At 53.0% G+C, this 19,465-nt stretch carries 19 protein-coding genes; 2 read left to right on the top strand and 17 right to left on the bottom strand.

The annotated features are described in order from the left end of the window. Positions 1–72 precede the first annotated feature (72 nt). From HFP08_RS16215 to HFP08_RS16175, 9 genes are all read right to left on the bottom strand, one after another. The gene (locus HFP08_RS16215; protein ID WP_168121651.1) at positions 73–252 is read right to left on the bottom strand and encodes a hypothetical protein; all 180 of its coding nucleotides are present in this window, start codon (positions 250–252) and stop codon (positions 73–75) included. Between the two features lie 70 nt (positions 253–322). Further along, positions 323–766: a D-aminoacyl-tRNA deacylase gene (dtd, locus tag HFP08_RS16210; protein ID WP_168121650.1), complete on the bottom strand. Its 444-nt coding sequence runs from the start codon at positions 764–766 to the stop codon at positions 323–325. A gap of 13 nt (positions 767–779) precedes the next feature. Then, positions 780–2,963 carry a RelA/SpoT family protein gene (locus HFP08_RS16205; RefSeq protein WP_168121649.1) on the bottom strand — a complete coding sequence of 728 codons (2,184 nt, stop codon included), beginning with the start codon at positions 2,961–2,963 and terminating at the stop codon, positions 780–782. Between the two features lie 248 nt (positions 2,964–3,211). Further along, positions 3,212–3,742, bottom strand: coding sequence for an adenine phosphoribosyltransferase (locus HFP08_RS16200; RefSeq protein ID WP_168121648.1), 531 nt, complete (start codon positions 3,740–3,742; stop codon positions 3,212–3,214). A 77-nt stretch (positions 3,743–3,819) separates the two neighbouring features. Beyond that, complete coding sequence (gene recJ, locus HFP08_RS16195) at positions 3,820–5,835, bottom strand: single-stranded-DNA-specific exonuclease RecJ (RefSeq protein ID WP_168121647.1); 2,016 nt, start codon at positions 5,833–5,835, stop codon at positions 3,820–3,822. Between the two features lie 31 nt (positions 5,836–5,866). Then, on the bottom strand, positions 5,867–6,283 hold the full coding sequence (locus tag HFP08_RS16190) for a cation transporter dimerization domain-containing protein (RefSeq protein WP_168121646.1): 417 nt from the start codon (positions 6,281–6,283) through the stop codon (positions 5,867–5,869). Between the two features lie 46 nt (positions 6,284–6,329). Beyond that, positions 6,330–7,250: a protein translocase subunit SecF gene (gene secF, locus HFP08_RS16185; protein WP_168121645.1), complete on the bottom strand. Its 921-nt coding sequence runs from the start codon at positions 7,248–7,250 to the stop codon at positions 6,330–6,332. Then, on the bottom strand, positions 7,240–8,478 hold the full coding sequence (gene secD, locus HFP08_RS16180; RefSeq protein WP_168121644.1) for a protein translocase subunit SecD: 1,239 nt from the start codon (positions 8,476–8,478) through the stop codon (positions 7,240–7,242). Before secD ends, secF begins: the two co-directional genes overlap by 11 nt. An 84-nt stretch (positions 8,479–8,562) precedes the next feature. Beyond that, a complete protein-coding gene (locus HFP08_RS16175) occupies positions 8,563–8,802 on the bottom strand; it encodes a post-transcriptional regulator (RefSeq protein ID WP_168121643.1) in 240 nt (79 codons plus the stop codon). Positions 8,803–9,005: 203 nt separating this feature from the next. On the opposite strand from HFP08_RS16175, the gene spoVB reads away from it, so the two are divergent. Next, positions 9,006–10,598 (top strand): stage V sporulation protein B, encoded by a 1,593-nt coding sequence (gene spoVB, locus HFP08_RS16170; RefSeq protein ID WP_168121642.1) that lies wholly within the window; start codon positions 9,006–9,008, stop codon positions 10,596–10,598. Here spoVB and HFP08_RS16165 read toward each other — a convergent pair. Then, entirely contained in the window at positions 10,591–11,421 is an 831-nt protein-coding gene (locus tag HFP08_RS16165) for a YetF domain-containing protein (protein WP_240941476.1), read from the bottom strand. The genes spoVB and HFP08_RS16165 overlap by 8 nt on opposite strands. A gap of 173 nt (positions 11,422–11,594) precedes the next feature. Here HFP08_RS16165 and HFP08_RS16160 point away from each other — a divergent pair, with 173 nt between their 5' ends. After that, complete coding sequence (locus HFP08_RS16160; protein ID WP_168121641.1) at positions 11,595–11,987, top strand: TIGR04086 family membrane protein; 393 nt, start codon at positions 11,595–11,597, stop codon at positions 11,985–11,987. 57 nt (positions 11,988–12,044) lie between these two features. Here HFP08_RS16160 and yajC read toward each other — a convergent pair whose 3' ends face one another. Genes yajC through ruvC form a run of 7 tightly spaced genes read right to left on the bottom strand, consistent with a single transcriptional unit; the run spans position 12,045 to position 18,920 of the window. After that, positions 12,045–12,350, bottom strand: coding sequence for a preprotein translocase subunit YajC (gene yajC / locus HFP08_RS16155; RefSeq protein ID WP_168121737.1), 306 nt, complete (start codon positions 12,348–12,350; stop codon positions 12,045–12,047). 20 nt (positions 12,351–12,370) lie between these two features. Next, positions 12,371–13,507 (bottom strand): tRNA guanosine(34) transglycosylase Tgt, encoded by a 1,137-nt coding sequence (tgt, locus tag HFP08_RS16150; protein WP_168121736.1) that lies wholly within the window; start codon positions 13,505–13,507, stop codon positions 12,371–12,373. A gap of 38 nt (positions 13,508–13,545) precedes the next feature. Next, complete coding sequence (queA, locus tag HFP08_RS16145; protein WP_168121640.1) at positions 13,546–14,598, bottom strand: tRNA preQ1(34) S-adenosylmethionine ribosyltransferase-isomerase QueA; 1,053 nt, start codon at positions 14,596–14,598, stop codon at positions 13,546–13,548. Between the two features lie 10 nt (positions 14,599–14,608). Continuing rightward, complete coding sequence (locus tag HFP08_RS16140) at positions 14,609–16,732, bottom strand: SpoIID/LytB domain-containing protein (protein WP_168121639.1); 2,124 nt, start codon at positions 16,730–16,732, stop codon at positions 14,609–14,611. 27 nt (positions 16,733–16,759) lie between these two features. Continuing rightward, positions 16,760–17,767, bottom strand: a complete 1,008-nt coding sequence (ruvB, locus tag HFP08_RS16135) for a Holliday junction branch migration DNA helicase RuvB (protein ID WP_168121638.1) — start codon at positions 17,765–17,767, stop codon at positions 16,760–16,762. A gap of 20 nt (positions 17,768–17,787) precedes the next feature. Next, complete coding sequence (gene ruvA / locus HFP08_RS16130) at positions 17,788–18,423, bottom strand: Holliday junction branch migration protein RuvA (protein WP_168121637.1); 636 nt, start codon at positions 18,421–18,423, stop codon at positions 17,788–17,790. Further along, complete coding sequence (gene ruvC, locus HFP08_RS16125; RefSeq protein WP_168121735.1) at positions 18,420–18,920, bottom strand: crossover junction endodeoxyribonuclease RuvC; 501 nt, start codon at positions 18,918–18,920, stop codon at positions 18,420–18,422. The genes ruvA and ruvC overlap by 4 nt, the downstream gene beginning before the upstream one ends. Between the last annotated feature and the right edge of the window lie 545 nt (positions 18,921–19,465).

The raw sequence follows: 19,465 nt of genomic DNA, 5'->3' as shown, positions 1-19,465 counted from the left end.
TCTATTATAGGATGAGGTTGTTAAAACAACGTTAGAATTGGATTACAGGAATATTACAAATTCGAAAGCGTTTTACAGAAGACGACCGCTGCCGGAACGACGCGCATGCAGCCCCATCCCCTTCGCTCCCCATTCTTCCGCGGCCTCGATATCCGTCTCAAGCTCAGCAAAAACGCCAGCTTCTCTCAGATCAGGCTGCAGCAGGCCTCGCGATATCCGCTCCATTCCTTGCTCTTTCCTTGATTGATGCACAGGCGCTACCTCCAATAAGAATTTGCCGTTAAATCGGCTTACTCTTATTGTTGCCCCGGATATGACAATATTAAGCGCCGCTTTCCAAAATTAAGGTGACGGGTCCGTCATTCACGAGCTCTACCTCCATCATGGCCCCGAAGCGGCCGGTCGCAACGGTCAAGCCCGCAGCACGCAATTGTTCATTGAACAGCTCGTAAAGCTCCTTTGCTTGCTCAGGTCTCGCAGCAGCCATGAAATTAGGCCTGCGGCCCTTGCGGCAATCGCCGTACAGCGTGAACTGCGACACCGACAAGACAGCGCCTCCGACATCAAGGATGGACAGATTCATCTTCTCCGCGTCATCCTCGAATATCCGCAGCCCCGACACTTTGTCCGCCATCCATTTCACATCCGACGCGGTATCCTCATGCGTAATGCCGACTAACAAGACATAGCCGTGCGCAATCTCGCCTACCGTCTCCCCTTGCACAGTCACCTTCGCCTGTTTACTTCGCTGCACGACTATTTTCACGCTTCAGACTCCTTTATTGCATAATGCGCTGTACCGAATAAATATCCTTCACTCGCTTAATCTTGTCCACTACAGATGTCAAATGTTCAATATTGCGAATGAGCACTGTCATATGAATAAGCGCCATTTTATTCTTGACTGAACGCCCTGTTACCGCCGAAATATTCGTCTTGCTTTCGGAGACCGCCTGAAGCACCTCGTTCAGCAAGCCTCTTCGATCATTGCCGGTTATCTCGATGTCGACGCTGTAACTCGCGTCGACGGAATCCTCCCATTCCACCTCTATAATGCGTTCCGCTTCCTCGCCATCCTCGCCGAAGGGAATGTTCAGGCAATCCATGCGATGAATCGACACGCCTCTGCCGCGTGTAATATAGCCGACAATCTCATCTCCCGGAACAGGATTGCAGCAGCGCGCGAATCGAATCAGGAGATTCTCCACGCCCTTGACGGTAACGCCGTGACTTGGTCTGCTCTTCTTGCCGGGTGCGCTTGCTTTAATTTCCTTCATCTCGCCGGAGAGCTCGATTTGCTTTGCCTCCTCGGCTTCCTTGCGCAGCTTCTCCGTAAGACGAGTGCAGATCTGAGTAGCCGTAATTCCTCCGAAGCCAATCGCGGACATCATATCCTCGATATCATGGAAGGCGAACTTCGACGCGGCTTCCAGCAGCTTCTCATCCGCCATCCAGACCGCCGGCTCCAGCCCGAGACGCTTCAGCTCCTTCTCGAGCAGCTCGCGTCCCTTCGCCACATTCTCTTCCCGCTTCTCCTTCTTGAACCACTGCCTGATCTTGCTTCTCGCATGCGAGGACTGCGCGATCTTGACCCAATCCTGGCTGGGTCCATAGGAATGCTTCGAGGTGAGAATTTCAACAATATCGCCTGTCTTCAGCTTATGGTCGAGCGGCACAATCCGGCTGTTCACCTTCGCGCCAATCGTTCGATTGCCGACCTCCGTATGAATGCGATAAGCGAAGTCCAGCGGCACCGATCCAGCCGGCAGCTCGATGACTTCTCCGCTTGGCGTGAACACGAAGACGAGATCCGCGAAAAAATCCATCTTGAGCGATTCCATAAATTCGGAAGCGTCGCGCGTTTCGTTCTGCAGCTCCAGAATTTCTCTGAACCATGACATCTTGTCCTCGAAATTGCCGTCCGGCACGATCATGCCTTCCTTATAAGCCCAATGCGCCGCAATCCCGTATTCCGAGGTGCGGTGCATCTCCCAGGTGCGAATCTGCACCTCGGTCGGCTCGCCGTTCGGACCGATAACCGTCGTATGCAGCGATTGATACATATTCGCCTTCGGCATCGCGATGTAATCCTTGAACCGGCCGGGCATCGGCTTCCACAGCGTATGAATAATGCCAAGCGTCGCGTAGCAATCTTTAATATTATCCACGATGATTCGAATTGCCATCAAATCATAAATTTCATTGAATTGTTTGTTTCGCGACGTCATTTTCTTATAAATACTGTAGAGATGCTTCGGTCTGCCTGATATATCGCCTTCGATGCCCATCTCGTCAAGCTTCTCAGAGATGCGCGAGATGACGTCGTCGATAAATTGCTCGCGCTCCGCGCGCTTCTTCTTCATGAGATTGGCAATGCGGTAGTATTGCTGAGGATTAAGATAGCGCAGCGCGATATCCTCCATCTCCCACTTAATCGCCGAAATCCCGAGCCGATGCGCGATAGGGCAAAAAATTTCCAACGTCTCGTAAGCAATTCGACGCTGCGATTCTTCCGACTGATATTTGAGCGTCCGCATATTATGCAACCGATCGGCAAGCTTAATCAAGATGACGCGAATATCCTGAGCCATCGCCACGAACATTTTGCGATAATTCTCGTTCTGCTGCTCTTCCTTCGATTGAAACCGAATCTTCTCGAGCTTCGTCAGCCCGTCGACAAGCATAGCGCAGGTTTCGCCGAATTTCGCGCGAACGGTCTGCAGATCCACGGTTGTGTCTTCCACAACATCATGCAGCAGCGCCGCAATAATCGACAGCACGTCCATGCCCATATCGACCAGAATATCGGCAACGGTGACAGGATGCAGAATATAAGGCTCTCCCGATTTCCGCACTTGTCCGTGATGGGCTTGCTCTGCGAAATCGTAGGCTTCCTTAATGCGAATAAGGTCCTGCTCTTTCATATAGACGGATGCCTTCTCAAGTAACTGCTCTATGCCCATGAAACGTCCCTTCCCAAGCGTAAACGGTTAACGCCATTTATATTGTTCATCCAATTTCCGAGTTTTATAATATTATGCCTTTAGTAGCGCCGACTCGTCAACTTACTATTACGCGAGAAGCGAGGAATTCGTCGAGTTTCGACCCTTTAATCCTTGTCATTCGAAATAAACCGTCTGCTTCATCGGCGCCATGGACGCCAATGATCGAAGACGGCTTAAACGAGCGGCTTTCATCGAAAGCTTGCTAATTATTCATAGGTCATCAATGAGAAAATATCGATGTCGCCCAGCTTGCTGCGGCCCGGCAAATAGCCAAGCTCAATCAGGAAGGCCGCTCCGACAACCTCTCCTCCCAGCTGGCGAATCAAATTCATCGATGTGGCGATTGTGCCCCCGGTCGCAAGCAAATCATCGGCTATCAGCACGCGCTGCCCCGGAGAAATAGCATCCTTGTGCATCGCCAGTTGATCATTCCCGTACTCGAGATCGTAGCTCGCCGTTATCGTCTCGCCCGGCAGCTTGCCGCTCTTGCGAATCGGGGCGAAACCCACTCCCAGCGCCAACGCCAGCGGAGCGCCGACTACAAAGCCGCGGGCTTCGGGGCCGGCAATGACGTCGATATTCATGTGCTCCACAGCGGCTCTCATCTCCTCGATAGCCGCGCGATACACCTCGCCGTTCTTCAGCAGCGTTGTGATGTCCTTGAACCGAATGCCAGGCTGCGGGAAATCGGGAATTACCCGAATATAATCTTTGAAATGATAGGATCTATCTGTCAACTCATGTCATTCCTCTCTATAATACGGTTCAACCTGTTAAATCCGCCACTCACATTCAGCCAACCCCGGCGTTCCGGTCAGGCTAGAGACGTTGCTTGCTCATATTGCGCCCATGCGGCTTGATAATGCCTGGATGAAGCAAGCTCCCGCTTCTCCGGAGCTTGCGCCGCAAGCACGACGCCGCTTCTGATTTCGACAAATCGAAGCTCCTTGAATACGTCCAGCATAAGCCGGATCTCGTCCTTCGTCAACCCAAGCGAGCTTGGAATGGTGTCGTATAGTACGCTGAGCGGCGTTTGTCCGTTGCGCCTGATCTGCTGATATACCGCGCCGAATTGATCGCGGCTCGGGAATCGGTTCCAGCTCTTCGCCTTGGAACGCAGATCAAGCAGGCGCAGCTGCGGCTTGCTCTGTCCATTCCATTCATTGACCGACAACTCGCCGACCACGTCCAGTCTGGTTCCGCCGTGCATCGCTCCCGCCTTCTCGCCCATGCCAAAGCCGATCGCATCGAGCATTCTTCTCCCCTTGGCAAGCGACAGCTTCAGATGCTTGGCGTCCTTGCCAATCGCCCTGCGGTCTGCCAGCTCAATATCCTCGAACAGCAGCAGGGGAGATGGATTGCCCATCCCGAACGGCTCCAGAAGCGAGAGCTGAGATATCGTGCCAAGACCAGCGTCCTCAATGCCGCAAGCAAGATCGATTACGGTTCTCGGTATCCATTGCTCCTCGGAAACCCATTCCAAAGCAAGCGCGGATAATCCGGCTTCCAGTTCATCAAGCTTCGCTTCCTCGAGCGTCATGCCCGCAGCCGCCTGATGGCCGCCGTAATGATCGAGCAGACCTTCATGACGCGTAAGAGCCGCATGCAGGTCGAAGCCTTCGATTGAGCGCGCCGAGCCCTTGCATTTGCGCGTTTCCGCATCGATGCCGAATATGATAACCGGTCGATAATGTCGCTCGAGCAGCTTGGAGGCGACTATGCCGACAACGCCGACATTCCAGCCTTCTCCCGCAAGCACAATGACGGCAGGAGCCTTCTCTCCGGCAGCCTCAGCTCTTTCGCATTTGTCAGCCCATTGCTGCTCGGCCTCATTCACGATTTCATCCACGATGCGCTGACGCTCCTTGTTCAGGCTATCGAGTCTGATCGCCTCCTGAATCGCATCGTCGTAATCGGCGGCTGTGAGCAGCTCGACCGCCCTCTTCGCATGATCGAGCCGTCCCGCCGCATTGATGCGAGGCGCCATCGAAAAGCCGATAGACGTCGACTGGACAGTGGGCAGCTCCACGCCGCAGACCTCCGCCAGAGCGCGATAACCGATTCTCGCATTCGTTCTGATCTGATCCAGCCCCAGCTTGACGAGCACGCGATTCTCATCGGTAAGCGGCATTAGATCGGCTACCGTGCCCATGCTTGCAATGTCCGTCCATTCGATTGGCGGTCGCCCGAGCAGCGCCGAAGCGAGCTTGAACGCGACTCCGACACCTGCCAATCCCTTGAACGGGTACGCGCATTGCTCAAGCTTTGGATTCACGACGGCGCATGCCGCGGGGATTCGCTCCGGGGGCTCGTGATGATCGGTAATAACCATATCCATGCCAAGCTCCTTGGCATACTCCACTTCTTCGAAGGCGCTGATTCCCGTATCCACCGTCACAATCAAACGCACGCCTTGCTCCGCCGCAAGCGCAATCGCGGCCCTGTTCAGTCCGTAGCCCTCGAGCGCGCGATGCGGTATGTAATAGTCGAAGTCCAACTCCAGCTCCCGGAACAATAGAATGAGAAGAGAAGTGCTGGATACGCCGTCTGCATCATAATCGCCGTATATCCGCACCTTCTCTCCCGATTCCTTCGCTTGCCGAATTCTTGCGACCGCGGCCTCCATGCCGTGCAGCAGATACGGATCATGAAACTGCTCCTCGCCTCCATAAAGAAACGGATGAGCGCTGATCTCATCCGTATACCCTCTCTGCACTAATAATTTGGTAACGAGCGGCGGCAAATTCATTGTCGCGCTCAGTTGCCCGGCTTGCTGCTCCTGAACATCCGTCCAGGGAGCAACCGCCCATCTTGTCTTCGCTTCAATCACCTTCGCAATCTCCTTCCTGCTGGTTCATCCTTTATTGCAGCAGTGTCGGCATCTGCTCTTGATTGGGATCATGATTGGATTTGTATGGATACCCTGGATTATACGGCTCTACATGGATGGAGACATCCGACAGATGCAAGAAGCGATGCATCAGCAGGAGCTTCACCTTATTCGCGATTTCTTGTCCTTCCAGAACTGAAATTCGCGGATTGACGCTGATCACGATTTCCGCGATAACATAATGGCCTTGCTCTCTTGCTCTGAGAGATTCTACGGTCACAACGCCTTCCACGCGCTGAACGATTTGCATGAAATCTTCTGCGTCTCTCGAAAGATCCGCAGTATTGCGAACCGCGCTGCCGCGCCCGGATAATGCGCCGAGCATGCTTTCCCAAAAGCGTCCAAAGCCTGACCTTCTTCTTCTCGAATTTCGCTGACCGCTTGACATGTGTACCTTATACCTCCCAAGTAGCTGTGAAATGAATGAGGCTGTCTTAAGACGCCGTCTTCCCCGCCGCTTTTCCCTTCTGCTTCTGTCCTCGTTTCAACATCAGCCATAATGGACTTGCTATACAGATCGTGGAGTAAGCTCCGCTAATAAGACCGATCAACAAGGCCAGCGAGAACAGCTTAATCGACGAGCTCCCGAGCAAGAAGATGCTGAGCGTTACAATGACGACCGTCAATACGGTATAAATATTTCGAGCCATCGTCTGCCAAATACTGGCGTTGACGAGCTCAACCAATTGATCATCCGTCTTCAACTGCGCGAAGCGCAGATTCTCGCGGATGCGGTCGAAAATAACGATTTTGTCATTGATCGAATAACCGAGCGTTGTAAGAACAGCCGCAATGAACGGCAGATCGACCTCCAGTCGGAAGATCGAGAAGATCGCGATAACGATAAAGCTGTCATACAGAATCGAGATGTTCGCGGCAAGCGCAAAGCGCCATTCAAAGCGAATCATCACGTAGAGCATGATGCCGACGCTGGCAATCAGAATTGCCCAGATCGTCTTCACGCCAAGCTCGCGGGCGATATCGGGCGACACGATATTGACCTCGGAGGTCAGATCATCGCCGTACTTCGCCTTGAACGCGTCCAGCACCTTGTTCTTCTGATCATTGTCCAGAACCTCGTCGAAACGAATCGAGATGCGTTCGTTGCCACTGCCGCCGACTGTAGGCGTTGCTTTTGCATAGCCTTCCGCCGCCAGAACATCATTAACCTCCGTTTGCGTAGCGGATTTGCTCACCGAAATATCCATATTAGTGCCGGCCTTGAAATCAACGCCGAGATTCAGATGAAAGATGATGAGCGACAAGATGCCCACAATGGTAAGCGCCAGGGAAAAATAGAGAAACTTGTTTTTGTTGCGAATAATATCATACCGGATTTTCGTATTATAGTTCACGGATTTCCGCCTCCTTCACACCGTAGAAGCCCGGTTTCAAGAATCGATTGCTCCGAACGAGCAGCGTCATGAGGAAGCGAGCGAGAAACACATTCGTAAGCACACTGACCAAGATGCTGAAAATCATCGTAAGAGCAAAGCCTTTGATAGCGCCGTCGCCGATGTAATACAGCACGACGCTGGCGATGATGCTTGTAATATTCGCATCCATAATGGTGCGCGTCGAGCTCTTCGAGCCCGCTTTCAGGGAAGAGAGCATGCTCTTGCCGCTGCGAATTTCTTCCTTGATCCGTTCCGCGGTAATAATGTTGGCATCCACCGCTATGCCGACGCCGAGCACGAAGGCCGCGATTCCGGGCAGCGTCAAGGTCGCGTTCATCAAATTCATAACCAGAATCAGCAGCCACGCATACGTAATAATCGTAATTGATGCGACAAAGCCCGGAATGCGAAATATAACAATCATGAATACGAGTACGATCAATGAGCCGATAACGCCCGCCATCACCGTGTCGTCTAGCGACTTTTGACCCAGCTTGGCGCCTACGCTCTGCGTATATTTCTCATTGAGCTTGAGCGGCAAAGAACCCATATTGATCAAATCGCGCAAATTTTTCGCTTCGTCGATCGTTCCGTCGGAACCAAGCGTGATCTGCGCCGTCTTGCCCGTTATGACCTGCGTAATATTAGGCGCGGAGATTTCTTCTTCGTCCAGATAGATGGCCAGCGTCTGACCAAGCAGCTTGGTCGTTACTTCCTCCATCTTGCCCGCGTCTTTCAATTCAATCGTTACAATGGGATGATTCAGACTGTCGTAGGCAACGCCTGCGCCGCCCTCCTTGAAATCCGTTCCGTCGAGCTCCACCGTTCCGTCCGGCGCTCTGAACGTCAGATTGATCGGCTTGGCCAGAAGCTCGCGCATCGCGTCCTCGTCGGTTACGCCCGCGAGTCTTACCCGAATGCGATTGGAGCCTTCTGTTGTTATCTCAGGTTCCGCGACACCGCTTTCGTCAACGCGCTTCTTCAAGCTTTCCGCCGTTTTTTTCAATGAATCCTGTGTTACCTCCGAGCCCCCTTCGAATGGAACCGCTTCATAGAGCACCTCGAATCCGCCCTTCAGATCAAGGCCGAGCTTCACATCCTTAATCATTGCAGGGCTTGTCCAAGCGATCACGCCGAACAGCACGACCACGACCGCAAGGAAGGCAATTATTCTCTTCCCGAACATACGTCTGAATCCTCCTTATGATCTCAATAGTCCCATTATACAGATGCCGCAAAATCGAGTCAAAAAGAAAAGAACCCGCAGTGCTCAGAATGGGGTTCCTTTATATGCGTTTATAGTCAAAAAGTTCATAAATTGCGTGACTTTGAGCGATAAAATATCATTGACAAGCTCATGCAGCTCAGGCTGTCCCTTCTTCGCGTACTTGGCGTTGACGCATTCCCATACTTCCTCGCCCGTCACATGCTCATAGCCGATTAATCTGAATTCCTCCGCTTTGCTGTGGCACAGCTCCTCAATCATCTCATTCAGCTCATCGTTAGCCATGGCTTACCTCCTACATGATCTGCATCCCCTTCTAGAACTATTCGCTCCCGAGACGTGGATATCCTGCTCCTTTTCATCATACTCGAAAAATGACTGACATGGAAGCGGACATGCCGAGCATACAGATAAAGTACGAGCCTGTTGGAGGTTGTTCAGCACGCAATATGAAGAGCGGCTGCACGCGAAGGAGTTGAAGAATCAGCATGACCAAACAATCCTTTATAAAAGGAGCCATGATCCTGCTGGCCGCCGGCATTTTGAATCGGCTGCTCGGGTTTGTGCCGCGCATTACGCTTCCCCGCATTATGGGCGCGGAGGGCGTAGGCTTATATCAGCTTTCCTATCCCTTTCTCATCGTCATGCTGACTGTTATTACCGGCGGCATTCCGCTGGCGATCGCCAAGTGGATTGCGGAAGCCGAATCGCAGGGCGACCACAGACGGGTCAAAGGCATCTTCCGAACCGCCATGCTGCTTACATTGGCGCTTGCCGCACTGTTCACGGCCGTCATGCTGCTGTTCGCGCCCTTTATCATCCAGCATCTGCTGCCGGACAAGCGGGTCTACAACAGCTTTCTGATGATGTCGCCGCTGCTGCTCATTATCGGCATTTCATCCGTCTACAGAGGCTACTTCCAAGGCAAGCAAAATATGATTCCAAGCGCGGTGTCGCAGACGGTCGAAACGCTCATCCGCATCGTCGCATCCCTGGTGTTCGCTTATTTGCTGCTGCCCTACGGTATTGAATGGGCTGCCGCCGGGGCGATGTTGGGCGTTGTTGCCGGGGAAATCGGGGGATTGCTCGTCTTCCTGTGGAACTATTATCGGGTCAAGGAGATTCGCGCGCGAAGAGTCGCCCTTGAACAATCCCGATCTTTTGCCGCTAGTGAAACCGCCTCGGGAAGCCTGGATGAACGAACGCTCCCAATTGTCAAGAAGCTGCTGGCCATTTCCGTACCGGTGACTGGAAGCAAGCTTGTAGGCTCGATCTCCTATTTGCTTGAATCGATCTTCATTGCCCGCAGTCTTGCCGCCGCGGGCGTCGCGATAGGCATCGCCACCGCGCAGTACGGAGCGCTGCAAGGCATGGTCATTCCACTGCTGCTGCTTCCCACGGCGCTGACCTATTCCCTGGCCGTATCGCTCGTGCCTTCCCTTTCGGAGGCGGCGGCGCGGGGAGACAAGGCGCTCATTCACAAACGGATGCATCAATCGATGCGGATTGCTCTTGTTTCCGGCGCGCCGTTTGCCGTCATTATGATTCTTTTCGCAGAACCGCTTTGCCGTATCATCTACAATCAGAGCGACATCGCTCCCATGCTTCAATTGACGGCGCTGACCGGTATCTTCATCTATTTGCAAGCGCCGCTGCAGGCTGCCCTTCAGGCGCTCGACAAGCCGGGCACGGCCTTGCTCAATACCTTCATTGGGGCGGCAGTGAAGCTGGTGCTGATCGTTCAGCTTGCATCGAATCCCAAGCTTGGCATTTATGGTGCCGTTATCGCAATATGTATCAATATTGTGCTGGTTACGGTGCTGCATGGCATAAGCGTCATGCGATTTATCGGCTTTCGCATGCATAGCCTTGATTTCATCAAAGTGGGCGCTGCCATGCTCATTATGGGAGCGGCGGCACAATGGCTGGTGCGCATTATGCCGCTTGCCGTGGAGTGGCTTAATCTTATGCTTGCTTGCTTCGCGAGCGTTATGTTCTATCTGCTGCTGATGATTGCGATGAAACTGATCGATCGCTACGATATGGCCCGCATCCCATGGCTTGGCGCTTGGTTCAAGTGAATTTTTTCTTATTCACGTCAACAAAGATTTTTCCTTTATGATCGATTGTGCACAAGAATACATCTTTGAAATCGTAAATTTTTTCTTCTTGCAGCACATTTTTCAGCCAAAAACGCGTTTTTTCCATCTTAGCAAGATTTTCGTCCTGAACCTTGCCGTCCATAATTAAGGGGATAGGCAGCACTTCAAAGCGGAAGCCTTGAGGAATCAGCTTCTCCCTCCCTTTCGGAGCAGGGGTTTGACTCGAGGTTTCCACATCTACGCTGGGATCCGAAGCCTTTTTTTCATGGGATAAGCCGCTGTCTCCTCTCAAAAAATGATTTCCTTTCTCACCGTCAGCTTCCTCGCCTGCCGTTTCTTCCGGAGTATCTGCGCCTTCCTTCGGGATGACGGACAGCTTGCCGCTTGTCTCCAGAATCGCAAATTCCACATCGGCAACCGAAGTAATCTTATTCTCCCTTAATTGAAGCATAAGATCATCAAGATTGTAGCGCTGCTTCCGCATCATATCCTTATTGATCTTGCCTTTGGCGATAATTACAGTCGGCTTGCCGTCGAACAGCAGCCTCATCTTGCGATTCGTCATCGTTAGAAATGCCGATCCGACCTGAATGGCAAGAAGCGCTACCATAGGCACGATGCCGTCCCACATCGGTCTGTTCACATCCTCGATGACGATGACCGCAATCTCGGCGATCATGACCGAAATGATCAAGTCAAGCACGGACAGCTTGCCGATTTCCCGCTTCCCCATAAACCGCATGATCAAAAATACGACAAAATAAATAATCACCGTCCGGATCAACAGGCTCCATATTTCCAAGTGGTAAGCGCCTCCTCTGCTCGCGAGCTCCTATACCGTATTCTCACCTTTGAGGAAACGCATCATACGGAAGGGAAGGACGCGAATATATGGTAATCGGGCTAAACCTGTACTATTTCCGCAAGCTTGACCATATGGTTTACAAATAAGAATTTTGTGAATGGAGGAATAGAATGAACTCCGTCAAGCAAGCACCAAAACCGCCGTCGATTGCTTCACCTTTGCTGGCAGGCGTTATATTCTCATTATTATGGCTGGCCGCAGGCGCGTTGCTGCTGTCGTTCATGCTGAGCTTTACAAACATGATGGAAAGCGAGCTCGGAACCTATACGCTGCTTGTGCATGGCGCTTCTTCACTGGCCGGAGGCTTCACCTGCGGCAAACGCTCGATCCGAAGAGGCTGGTACAACGGAGGGCTTCTCGGACTCATGTACGGCATCATTATTGTCATTGTCAGCTTTCTTGCCACGAACGCTTCCTTCTCCTTGCATAGCTTGATTATGCTGGGGACCGTGCTGCTAGCGGGCGCTTTCGGCGGCATGGTCGGAGTCAACCTAAGGCGCTGACCATGCAGAAGGGCCGCCTCCCCCAGTCTGATCGACTAGCGAAAGCGGCCCTGTTCATTACTCGGATGCGGCTGGCGCCGAAGTTGTAACTCCGTTGATTGCGCTCCGCTCGAATGTCATCTTTGTCGTATCATTGACGCGAAGAACAACTGTATCGTCCGTCATCTCCACGATCGTACCGTGCAAACCGCCGATTGTCGTTACCTTGTCGCCTTTCTTCACTTGACTCAGCATGGAAGTGCGAGCCTTCTGCTTCTTCTGCTGCGGACGGATGAGCAAGAAATAGAAAACCGCGAACATCAGAATAAACGGCCAAATCATTTGCCAGATATTTCCTGTATCATCTCCGGCTGCTAACCACATTGACATATGAATATCCCCTTTCAAAATCCTCTTTCATTATCATTAAGACCGTACGTCTCGAAGAACTCGTCTCTGAAATCGAGCAGTCTGTCCTCCGCAATCGCTTGACGCACATCTCTCATGAGTTGAATCAAGAAATGCAAATTATGATAAGTCGTCAGCCTGATTCCGAATGTTTCGTCTGCTTTGAGCAGGTGACGTATGTAAGCTCTCGAATAATTCTGACAGGTATAACAGCTGCAATTCTCGTCCAGTGGACCGAAATCCTCGGCAAACTTTGCATTCCGGATAACCAATCTGCCATTGCTGGTCATCGTCGTGCCATTCCGGGCGATACGCGTTGGAAGCACGCAATCGAACATGTCAATGCCGCGAATCGAGCCTTCCAGAAGCGCGTCGGGCGAACCTACTCCCATTAAATAACGAGGTTTGTCCGATGGAAGGATAGGTACGGTATAGTCTAGCATCTCGTACATCAAATGCTTCGGCTCTCCCACGCTCAGTCCACCAATAGCATACCCCGGGAAATCCATGGAAGTCAAATCCCTGGCGCTTTGTATGCGAAGGTCCTGATGCATGCCGCCCTGCACGATAGCGAACAGCGCTTGATCATGCGGTCTCGCATGAGCCTTGAGACAGCGCTCCGCCCATCTTGCGGTTCGTTCCGTGGATTCCTTCACATACTTGTACTCTGCAGGATAAGGCGGACATTCGTCGAACGCCATCATAATATCCGGGCCGAGCGCGTTCTGGATCTCCATCGCAACCTCCGGCGAGAGGAACAGCTTGTCGCCGTTAAGATGGGAGCGGAATTGCACCCCTTCTTCCGAAATCTTGCGCATTTCCGCCAGACTGAATACCTGGAAGCCCCCGCTGTCCGTCAGTATCGGACGATCCCAGTTCATGAAAGCATGCAAGCCGCCGGCCTTCTTGACAATTTCATGTCCGGGTCTCAGGAACAGATGATATGTGTTGCTAAGAATAATATGGGCGTCCATCGCCTTCAGCTCTTCGGGACTCATCGTCTTCACCGTTGCTTGCGTTCCGACGGGCATGAAGGTCGGCGTATCGATGATGCCATGAGGCGTATGCAGTCTTCCCAGTCTTGCTCCCGACTGTTTGCATTGTTTGATAAATTCATATTTGACAGCCACAATTCACGCTTCCTATTCATTTAATGATGGTATAGCTTTCCCTAGCTGTATATCAACATCGCATCGCCAAAGCTGAAAAATCGATATTCTCGCTCTACAGCTTCCTTATAAGCGTTCATAATCGCCTCTCTGCCGGCTAATGCGCTCACCAGCATGACAAGCGTTGATTTCGGCAGATGGAAATTGGTCAACAGAGCGTCAACAAGCTTATAGCTGTAACCGGGATAGATGAAAATATCGGTCCAGCCGTTGCAAGCTTCTATAGGGGCGGCTCCTTCGAATCTGGCCGCGACCGTCTCGAGCGTGCGGGCGGAGGTTGTTCCTACGGCGACGATGCGTCGTCCCTCCTGCCGGGCGCTTTCGAGAATGGCCGCGTTTCGTTCGTCGAGCTCGTAATACTCGGCATGCATTTCATGATCCTCCACCTTGTCCACCGACATGGGACGGAAGGTGCCGAGACCGACATGGAGCGTCACAAAGCTTAGAATAACGCCTTTGGCTTCCAACCGCTTCAAGAAATCTTCGGTGAAATGCAAGCCGGCCGTCGGCGCTGCGGCGGAGCCGTTATGCTTCGAATATACCGTCTGATAACGCTCACGCTCCTGAAGCCGCTCCTTGATATAAGGAGGAAGCGGCATTTCTCCCAATCGATCAAGCAATTCTTGAAAAATGCCTCCATAACGGAAACGAATGATGCGGGCGCCCATCTCTCCCTCGGACTCCACCTCCGCCGTCAGCAGCGGATTCCCGCTTCCATCATCGCCGAAGTGGATGACCGCGCCTGCCCTGAGTCGCTTGGCCGGCTTCGCCAGCGTCTCCCAACGATCGCCTTCAAGCTGTTTCAGCAGCAGCAACTCGGCTTTCGCTCCGGTATCGCTCTTGCTGCCCAGAAGACGAGCGGGAATGACTCTTGTATTGTTAAGCACAAGCACGTCTCCCGCCCGCAGCTTCTTCTCCAAATCCGTGAATACGCCATGATCGATCCGGCCGGATTCCCGATTCAACATAAGCAATCTCGATGCCGTCCGATCCGCGAGCGGCGTCTGCGCAATAAGACGCTCCGGCAATTCAAAATCAAATTGATCTACATTCATAATAGACTGTTCATTCCTTAGCTAAGGTAATATCCTTATAATAGTATTTCAATATATATTCATAGCCATACCCTTGACCGGCCAGACTGTACGCGCCATATTGCGACATCCCGGCTCCATGCCCGTAGCCCTGTCCATGGAAAGCAAAGCCCGGCTCTTTCGTCGCCGCCCGAACTTGATGATCCTTGTCCATAACATACACGATGTCACTCTTAAGAGCGGAGGAGGTTCCTTCAGCACCTATCAAATACAGCTTCTGATTATTACTATCTCTCTGTTGCTGCTTTCCTCCCGCGCCCTGCACAACCAGTCTGCCTGTCTCCTCAATCGCGAATTTGGTGCTGGGCAGCGATCCCTCCGCGCCAAGCACAGACCTCAAGGAATCCGGCGAAAGTCCTGCGAGAGGCTTTCCGTTCACCGCAATTTCAGTCGCTCTGCCGGATACGCCTTGCCGGGATACGGCAATCGAAGTAATTGGCGACGACAACTTCTCGGATAAGCGGGCATTTATCGCGCCAAGCATTTGCTCGCTTGTATACGGTCCCCGCTTCCAGTTCATTGGATTGGACTCCATCACCTTGTCGAGCACAATCGCTCTCGTTCCCTTCTTCACCTGTTCAAGCACGGGAACGCTGTCTTGAATCATCGCGTTCTTGCGTACATTCGTTGTATCGTTCAGCACTGCGACAATCTCGCTTCCCGCCTTCGTCTTCTCGCCCGTTGCCTGCACGAGATCCTCGCGGATATAGCCGAGCTTGCCATCCGGAAGCTGCACGTAATACCAGTGAAGCAAGCCTTCTTCAGCGGATTCATCCGGAGACTGGACCGACTTCAAATACGGCACCTCGGTGCCCCATGCTTCAATCGCGTCTGCCGTCATGCCTCCGCCGTTCGAGCTGTACAGCGCTTCAATCGGTTTGCCGTCATAGAGCATAACCTCGCCATTCGTCTCATTCACCGCTTCGGTCGAGGCGGCTTGCTCCACGCCTGTTCCGGAGTACGCCTGGCTAAGCGTCGTGTCGACCACATGCGCGATCTGGAAGGTGAAGCCCTTCGACAGAACGAAGCTTCGAGCCGCCACGGCCTGAGCTTTCAGCGCCTCGAGCGGCCAACTGCTGTACATCTCGACGGCTACGACGGAATAGAGATATTCTTCGAAAGGAAGCTCGTTCACGACAGCCAGCTTATTGTTGAAAGAACTTAACTCGAAGCCTCCCCTGTATGTCCGATTGTATCGTTCGGACAAGCCAATCGGCTGATCTCCGGTCGAGGAAATCCACAGCTTCGTCTCATTGCTCGGGAACTGCATCAGCTCCATGCTTTGACTTCCTCCCGAGCTGGTGGAGAAATCCTGACGCAGCAGCAAGTAGGCAGAATCGTCTGCAACCGGATTGAGCGTTGCTCCAAGCGGCAAGGCGGAAGCCGCGGCTTGCACTTGCTTCAGCTCCTCTGCGCTTGACGCCGCGCCTACCATGACCGAATAAGCGAGCTTGCCGGCTCCTGAGGATCGAACGGCCACGAAGGCGTCAAGCCCCGCGTTGCCGAACGATAAGACGGCGGCCTCTGCCTCTGCCTTGCTGCCCAGCGCCGCGCTTTCCAGATGAAACGGCCCTTGAAGCTGCGGCTTCATTCCGCTGGAGAGGCTTGACAGCTTCCCATTGCCCGCCCATCGACCGAGCGCCGATCCGGCATCTGCAGCGCTTCCGTAGTCGCCCTCGAGCACCTGATAATTCAATCCGTTCTTCCTCGGCATACTCGTCAGATAAGCCAATCCTCCGGAAGCCTTCAGCTCTGTATACATGGCATACGCGCTGGCGAAGTTCGAGGTTTCAAATACTTTCACTTTATAATCGTCAAGAGCAAACTTGGCTGGCTTGCCCGCTGCCATAGGGAACCATTCCTGATCGCCGTTCGGCCGGCGAATGCTTACCTTCAAGCCTCCCGCGGAGGAGAACGTCGCCGCAGACGTAATGGATTCGTATTTGCCCGGAAGATTCAAGAACATCGCGACGCGAATCGTATCCAATCCCGGTGCGGCAGCCTCCGACGAAGGGGTGTTCCATGACGAAATAAGCAGCAGCAAGGCTGTCGAAGCCAGCAGCAAACGCATTCGCCGCTTGCCGGTTGTTCTCATAATGATGGGCTCCTCTCCTCGATGGGGTTATGAACGATTGCCCGGGAGGGGCAATCCCAGATGCTGATAGGCCTGATCAGTCGCCATTCTTCCTCTTGGCGTTCGTTGAAGGAAGCCGATCTGCATCAAGTAAGGCTCGTATACATCTTCGATCGTCTGGCTCTCTTCGCCGATCGTTGCCGCGATTGTGTCAAGGCCGACCGGCCTGCCCGTGAAGGTGGTCATCATCGCGCGAAGCATCTTATGATCAATATGATCGAGCCCCATGGGATCCACCTGCAGCAATTGCAGCGCGGATTGCGCGATCTCATGTGTAATAACGCCGTCTCCTCGCACCTGAGCGAAGTCCCTGACGCGCTTCAGCAGCCGATTCGCAATTCTCGGCGTGCCCCTTGACCGCATCGCGATTTCCGCCGCGGCTTCGCCCACGATGGATACTTCAAGAATCTCCGACGCTCTGGACACGATAAAGGTTAATTCATCCACATTGTAAAATTCCAAACGGCTTACAACGCCGAAACGATCCCGCAACGGAGCCGACAACAGACCTGCTCTTGTTGTCGCGCCAATGAGCGTAAACGGCGGAAGATCCAGCCTGACCGATCTCGCGCTTGGTCCCTTGCCGATCATAATATCGAGACAGAAATCCTCCATAGCCGGGTACAGCACTTCCTCGACCGTGCGATGCAGACGATGAATCTCATCTATGAACAGCACATCGCCCTCCTGCAAATTCGTAAGCAGTGCCGCCAGATCGCCGGGTCTCTCGATCGCGGGGCCGGATGTTGTCCTCAGATTCACGCCAAGCTCGTTGGCGATAATATTAGACAACGTGGTCTTCCCGAGTCCCGGCGGACCGTAGAGCAGCACGTGATCCAACGCTTCCTTGCGAAGCTTGGCCGCTTCGATATAGATCGTCAGATTTTCCTTCACCTTCGACTGACCGATATATTCGGCGAGATATCGGGGTCTCAGGCTCAGTTCCGCTGCTTGATCCTCCATCATGAGATTAGCGGAAATGATCCGATCATCCATATGTGCTCAGCTCCTTTCCGTTAACCTTTGAACAACTGCTGAAGCGCTCGCTTCATCAACGAATCCACCGTCTCATCCTGAGTTACGCTGTCTTGCAAGCCTGTCCAAGCCTTGTCGAGCTCGGCCGACGTATACCCGAGCGCGGCAAGCGCATCCCGCGCTTCCTGCCAAGCGATGCCTCCCGGCGCATTCTGATTTGCTTCATCCGGTAATCCGTCTGCAAAACCTGCCGCACTGAACAGTCCTCCGTCACCCGCGTCGCCAAGCAACTTGTCCTTCAAGTCCAGAATCATGCGCTGCGCCGTCTTCTTCCCGATGCCGGGAAGCTTCGTCAGGAAGCCGATGTTCTCCTGCTGAATCGCGGCGATGACGGAGCCCGGCTTGCCTGCAGACAGGATGCCAAGCGCGACTCTCGGCCCAATGCCTGAGACGTCCAGCAGCTTGCGGAACAGAACCTGCTGCTCTCTGGAGAGAAAGCCGAACAGATGAATGGCATCCTCGCGCACATGATGATGGATGAACACCGTAACCACGCCGTCCTTCCCGACGAATTCATAAGGATTCGGAGTAAACACGCGGTAACCGACATCCCGTACATCCATCACCACATATTCAGCTTCAATATGTACAACCGGTCCCCGCAAAAAATCAATCACGGCTTCACCTCGTTTATTTTCTGATGCATAACGGCGGAATGGGCATGGCAAATGGCTACAGCAAGCGCATCCGCCACATCGTCGGGCTTCGGCACGGCAGACAGCCTCAGGAACATCTTCACCATCTCCTGCACTTGCCTCTTCTCGGCCTTGCCGTATCCGACGACCGCCTGCTTCACCTGAAGCGGCGTATATTCCGCCACGGGAAGTCCGCGCTGCGCGGCTGCCAATATGATAACGCCTCTCGCTTGTCCCACGGCGAAGGCCGTTGTTACATTCCGATTGAAGAACAGCTTCTCGACGGCTATGGAGTCGGGCTTGTAGCGATCAATCAACGCGCACGCGGATTCATAGATCTGCTTCAGGCGCTCTTCGGGAGGCGTGCGCGCTTCCGTCTGAATCGCCCCGTACTGCACAGGCGTCAACTTATGTCCAATCTTGTCGATGAATCCGAATCCGGCAATCGCAATGCCGGGATCAATGCCTAACACTCGCAAACCGGCAGCTCCCTTCTCTATGAAGTCTATCACATTCATGATGTCCGCCTATCATTATAGCAAAAGAATGCGAAAATGAGAACGAACGTTTGATCACAAGTGGACACAGGAGCCTCCATTGGAGAAAAATTCGTAGTTCGTTCCCTTTATCGGACACAGAGAGGCTGTTTATTAACTGTGTGCGGGTCTCCAGCTTGTAGAACACGTCAGCCGGTTCCGCTTTTGAAGCTGCAGCGCTGGTAATCTGCGCTGGAGCGCCAAGCGGTACCTCATCCGAGGCTGCAGCGCTGAAAATGCAGCAACTTGTTCTAACGGAATTTTTGGAGGCTGCCGATTCATTGTGCATTCGTGAGCATGTGGCCATTTGACCAAGGCTTGTAGCGTATCGGTCACAAATGACCGTAAGAAGCCATAATCACGCCTAACAGGTATTTTAACGGTCGCAGATGACCGTAAGAAGAAGAATTGAGGGGGTTCAACCCTAATTTCTGACGCTAACGGTCAAATGCGACCTTTACATTCCAAAAATCGTTGATATCGTCGCG

The organism is Paenibacillus sp. HB172176 (assembly GCF_011947265.1).
GTDB lineage: Bacteria > Bacillota > Bacilli > Paenibacillales > Paenibacillaceae > Pristimantibacillus.
Note: the sequence above shows the minus strand (reverse complement) of the source record. Positions and strands in the feature narration are given on the sequence as shown.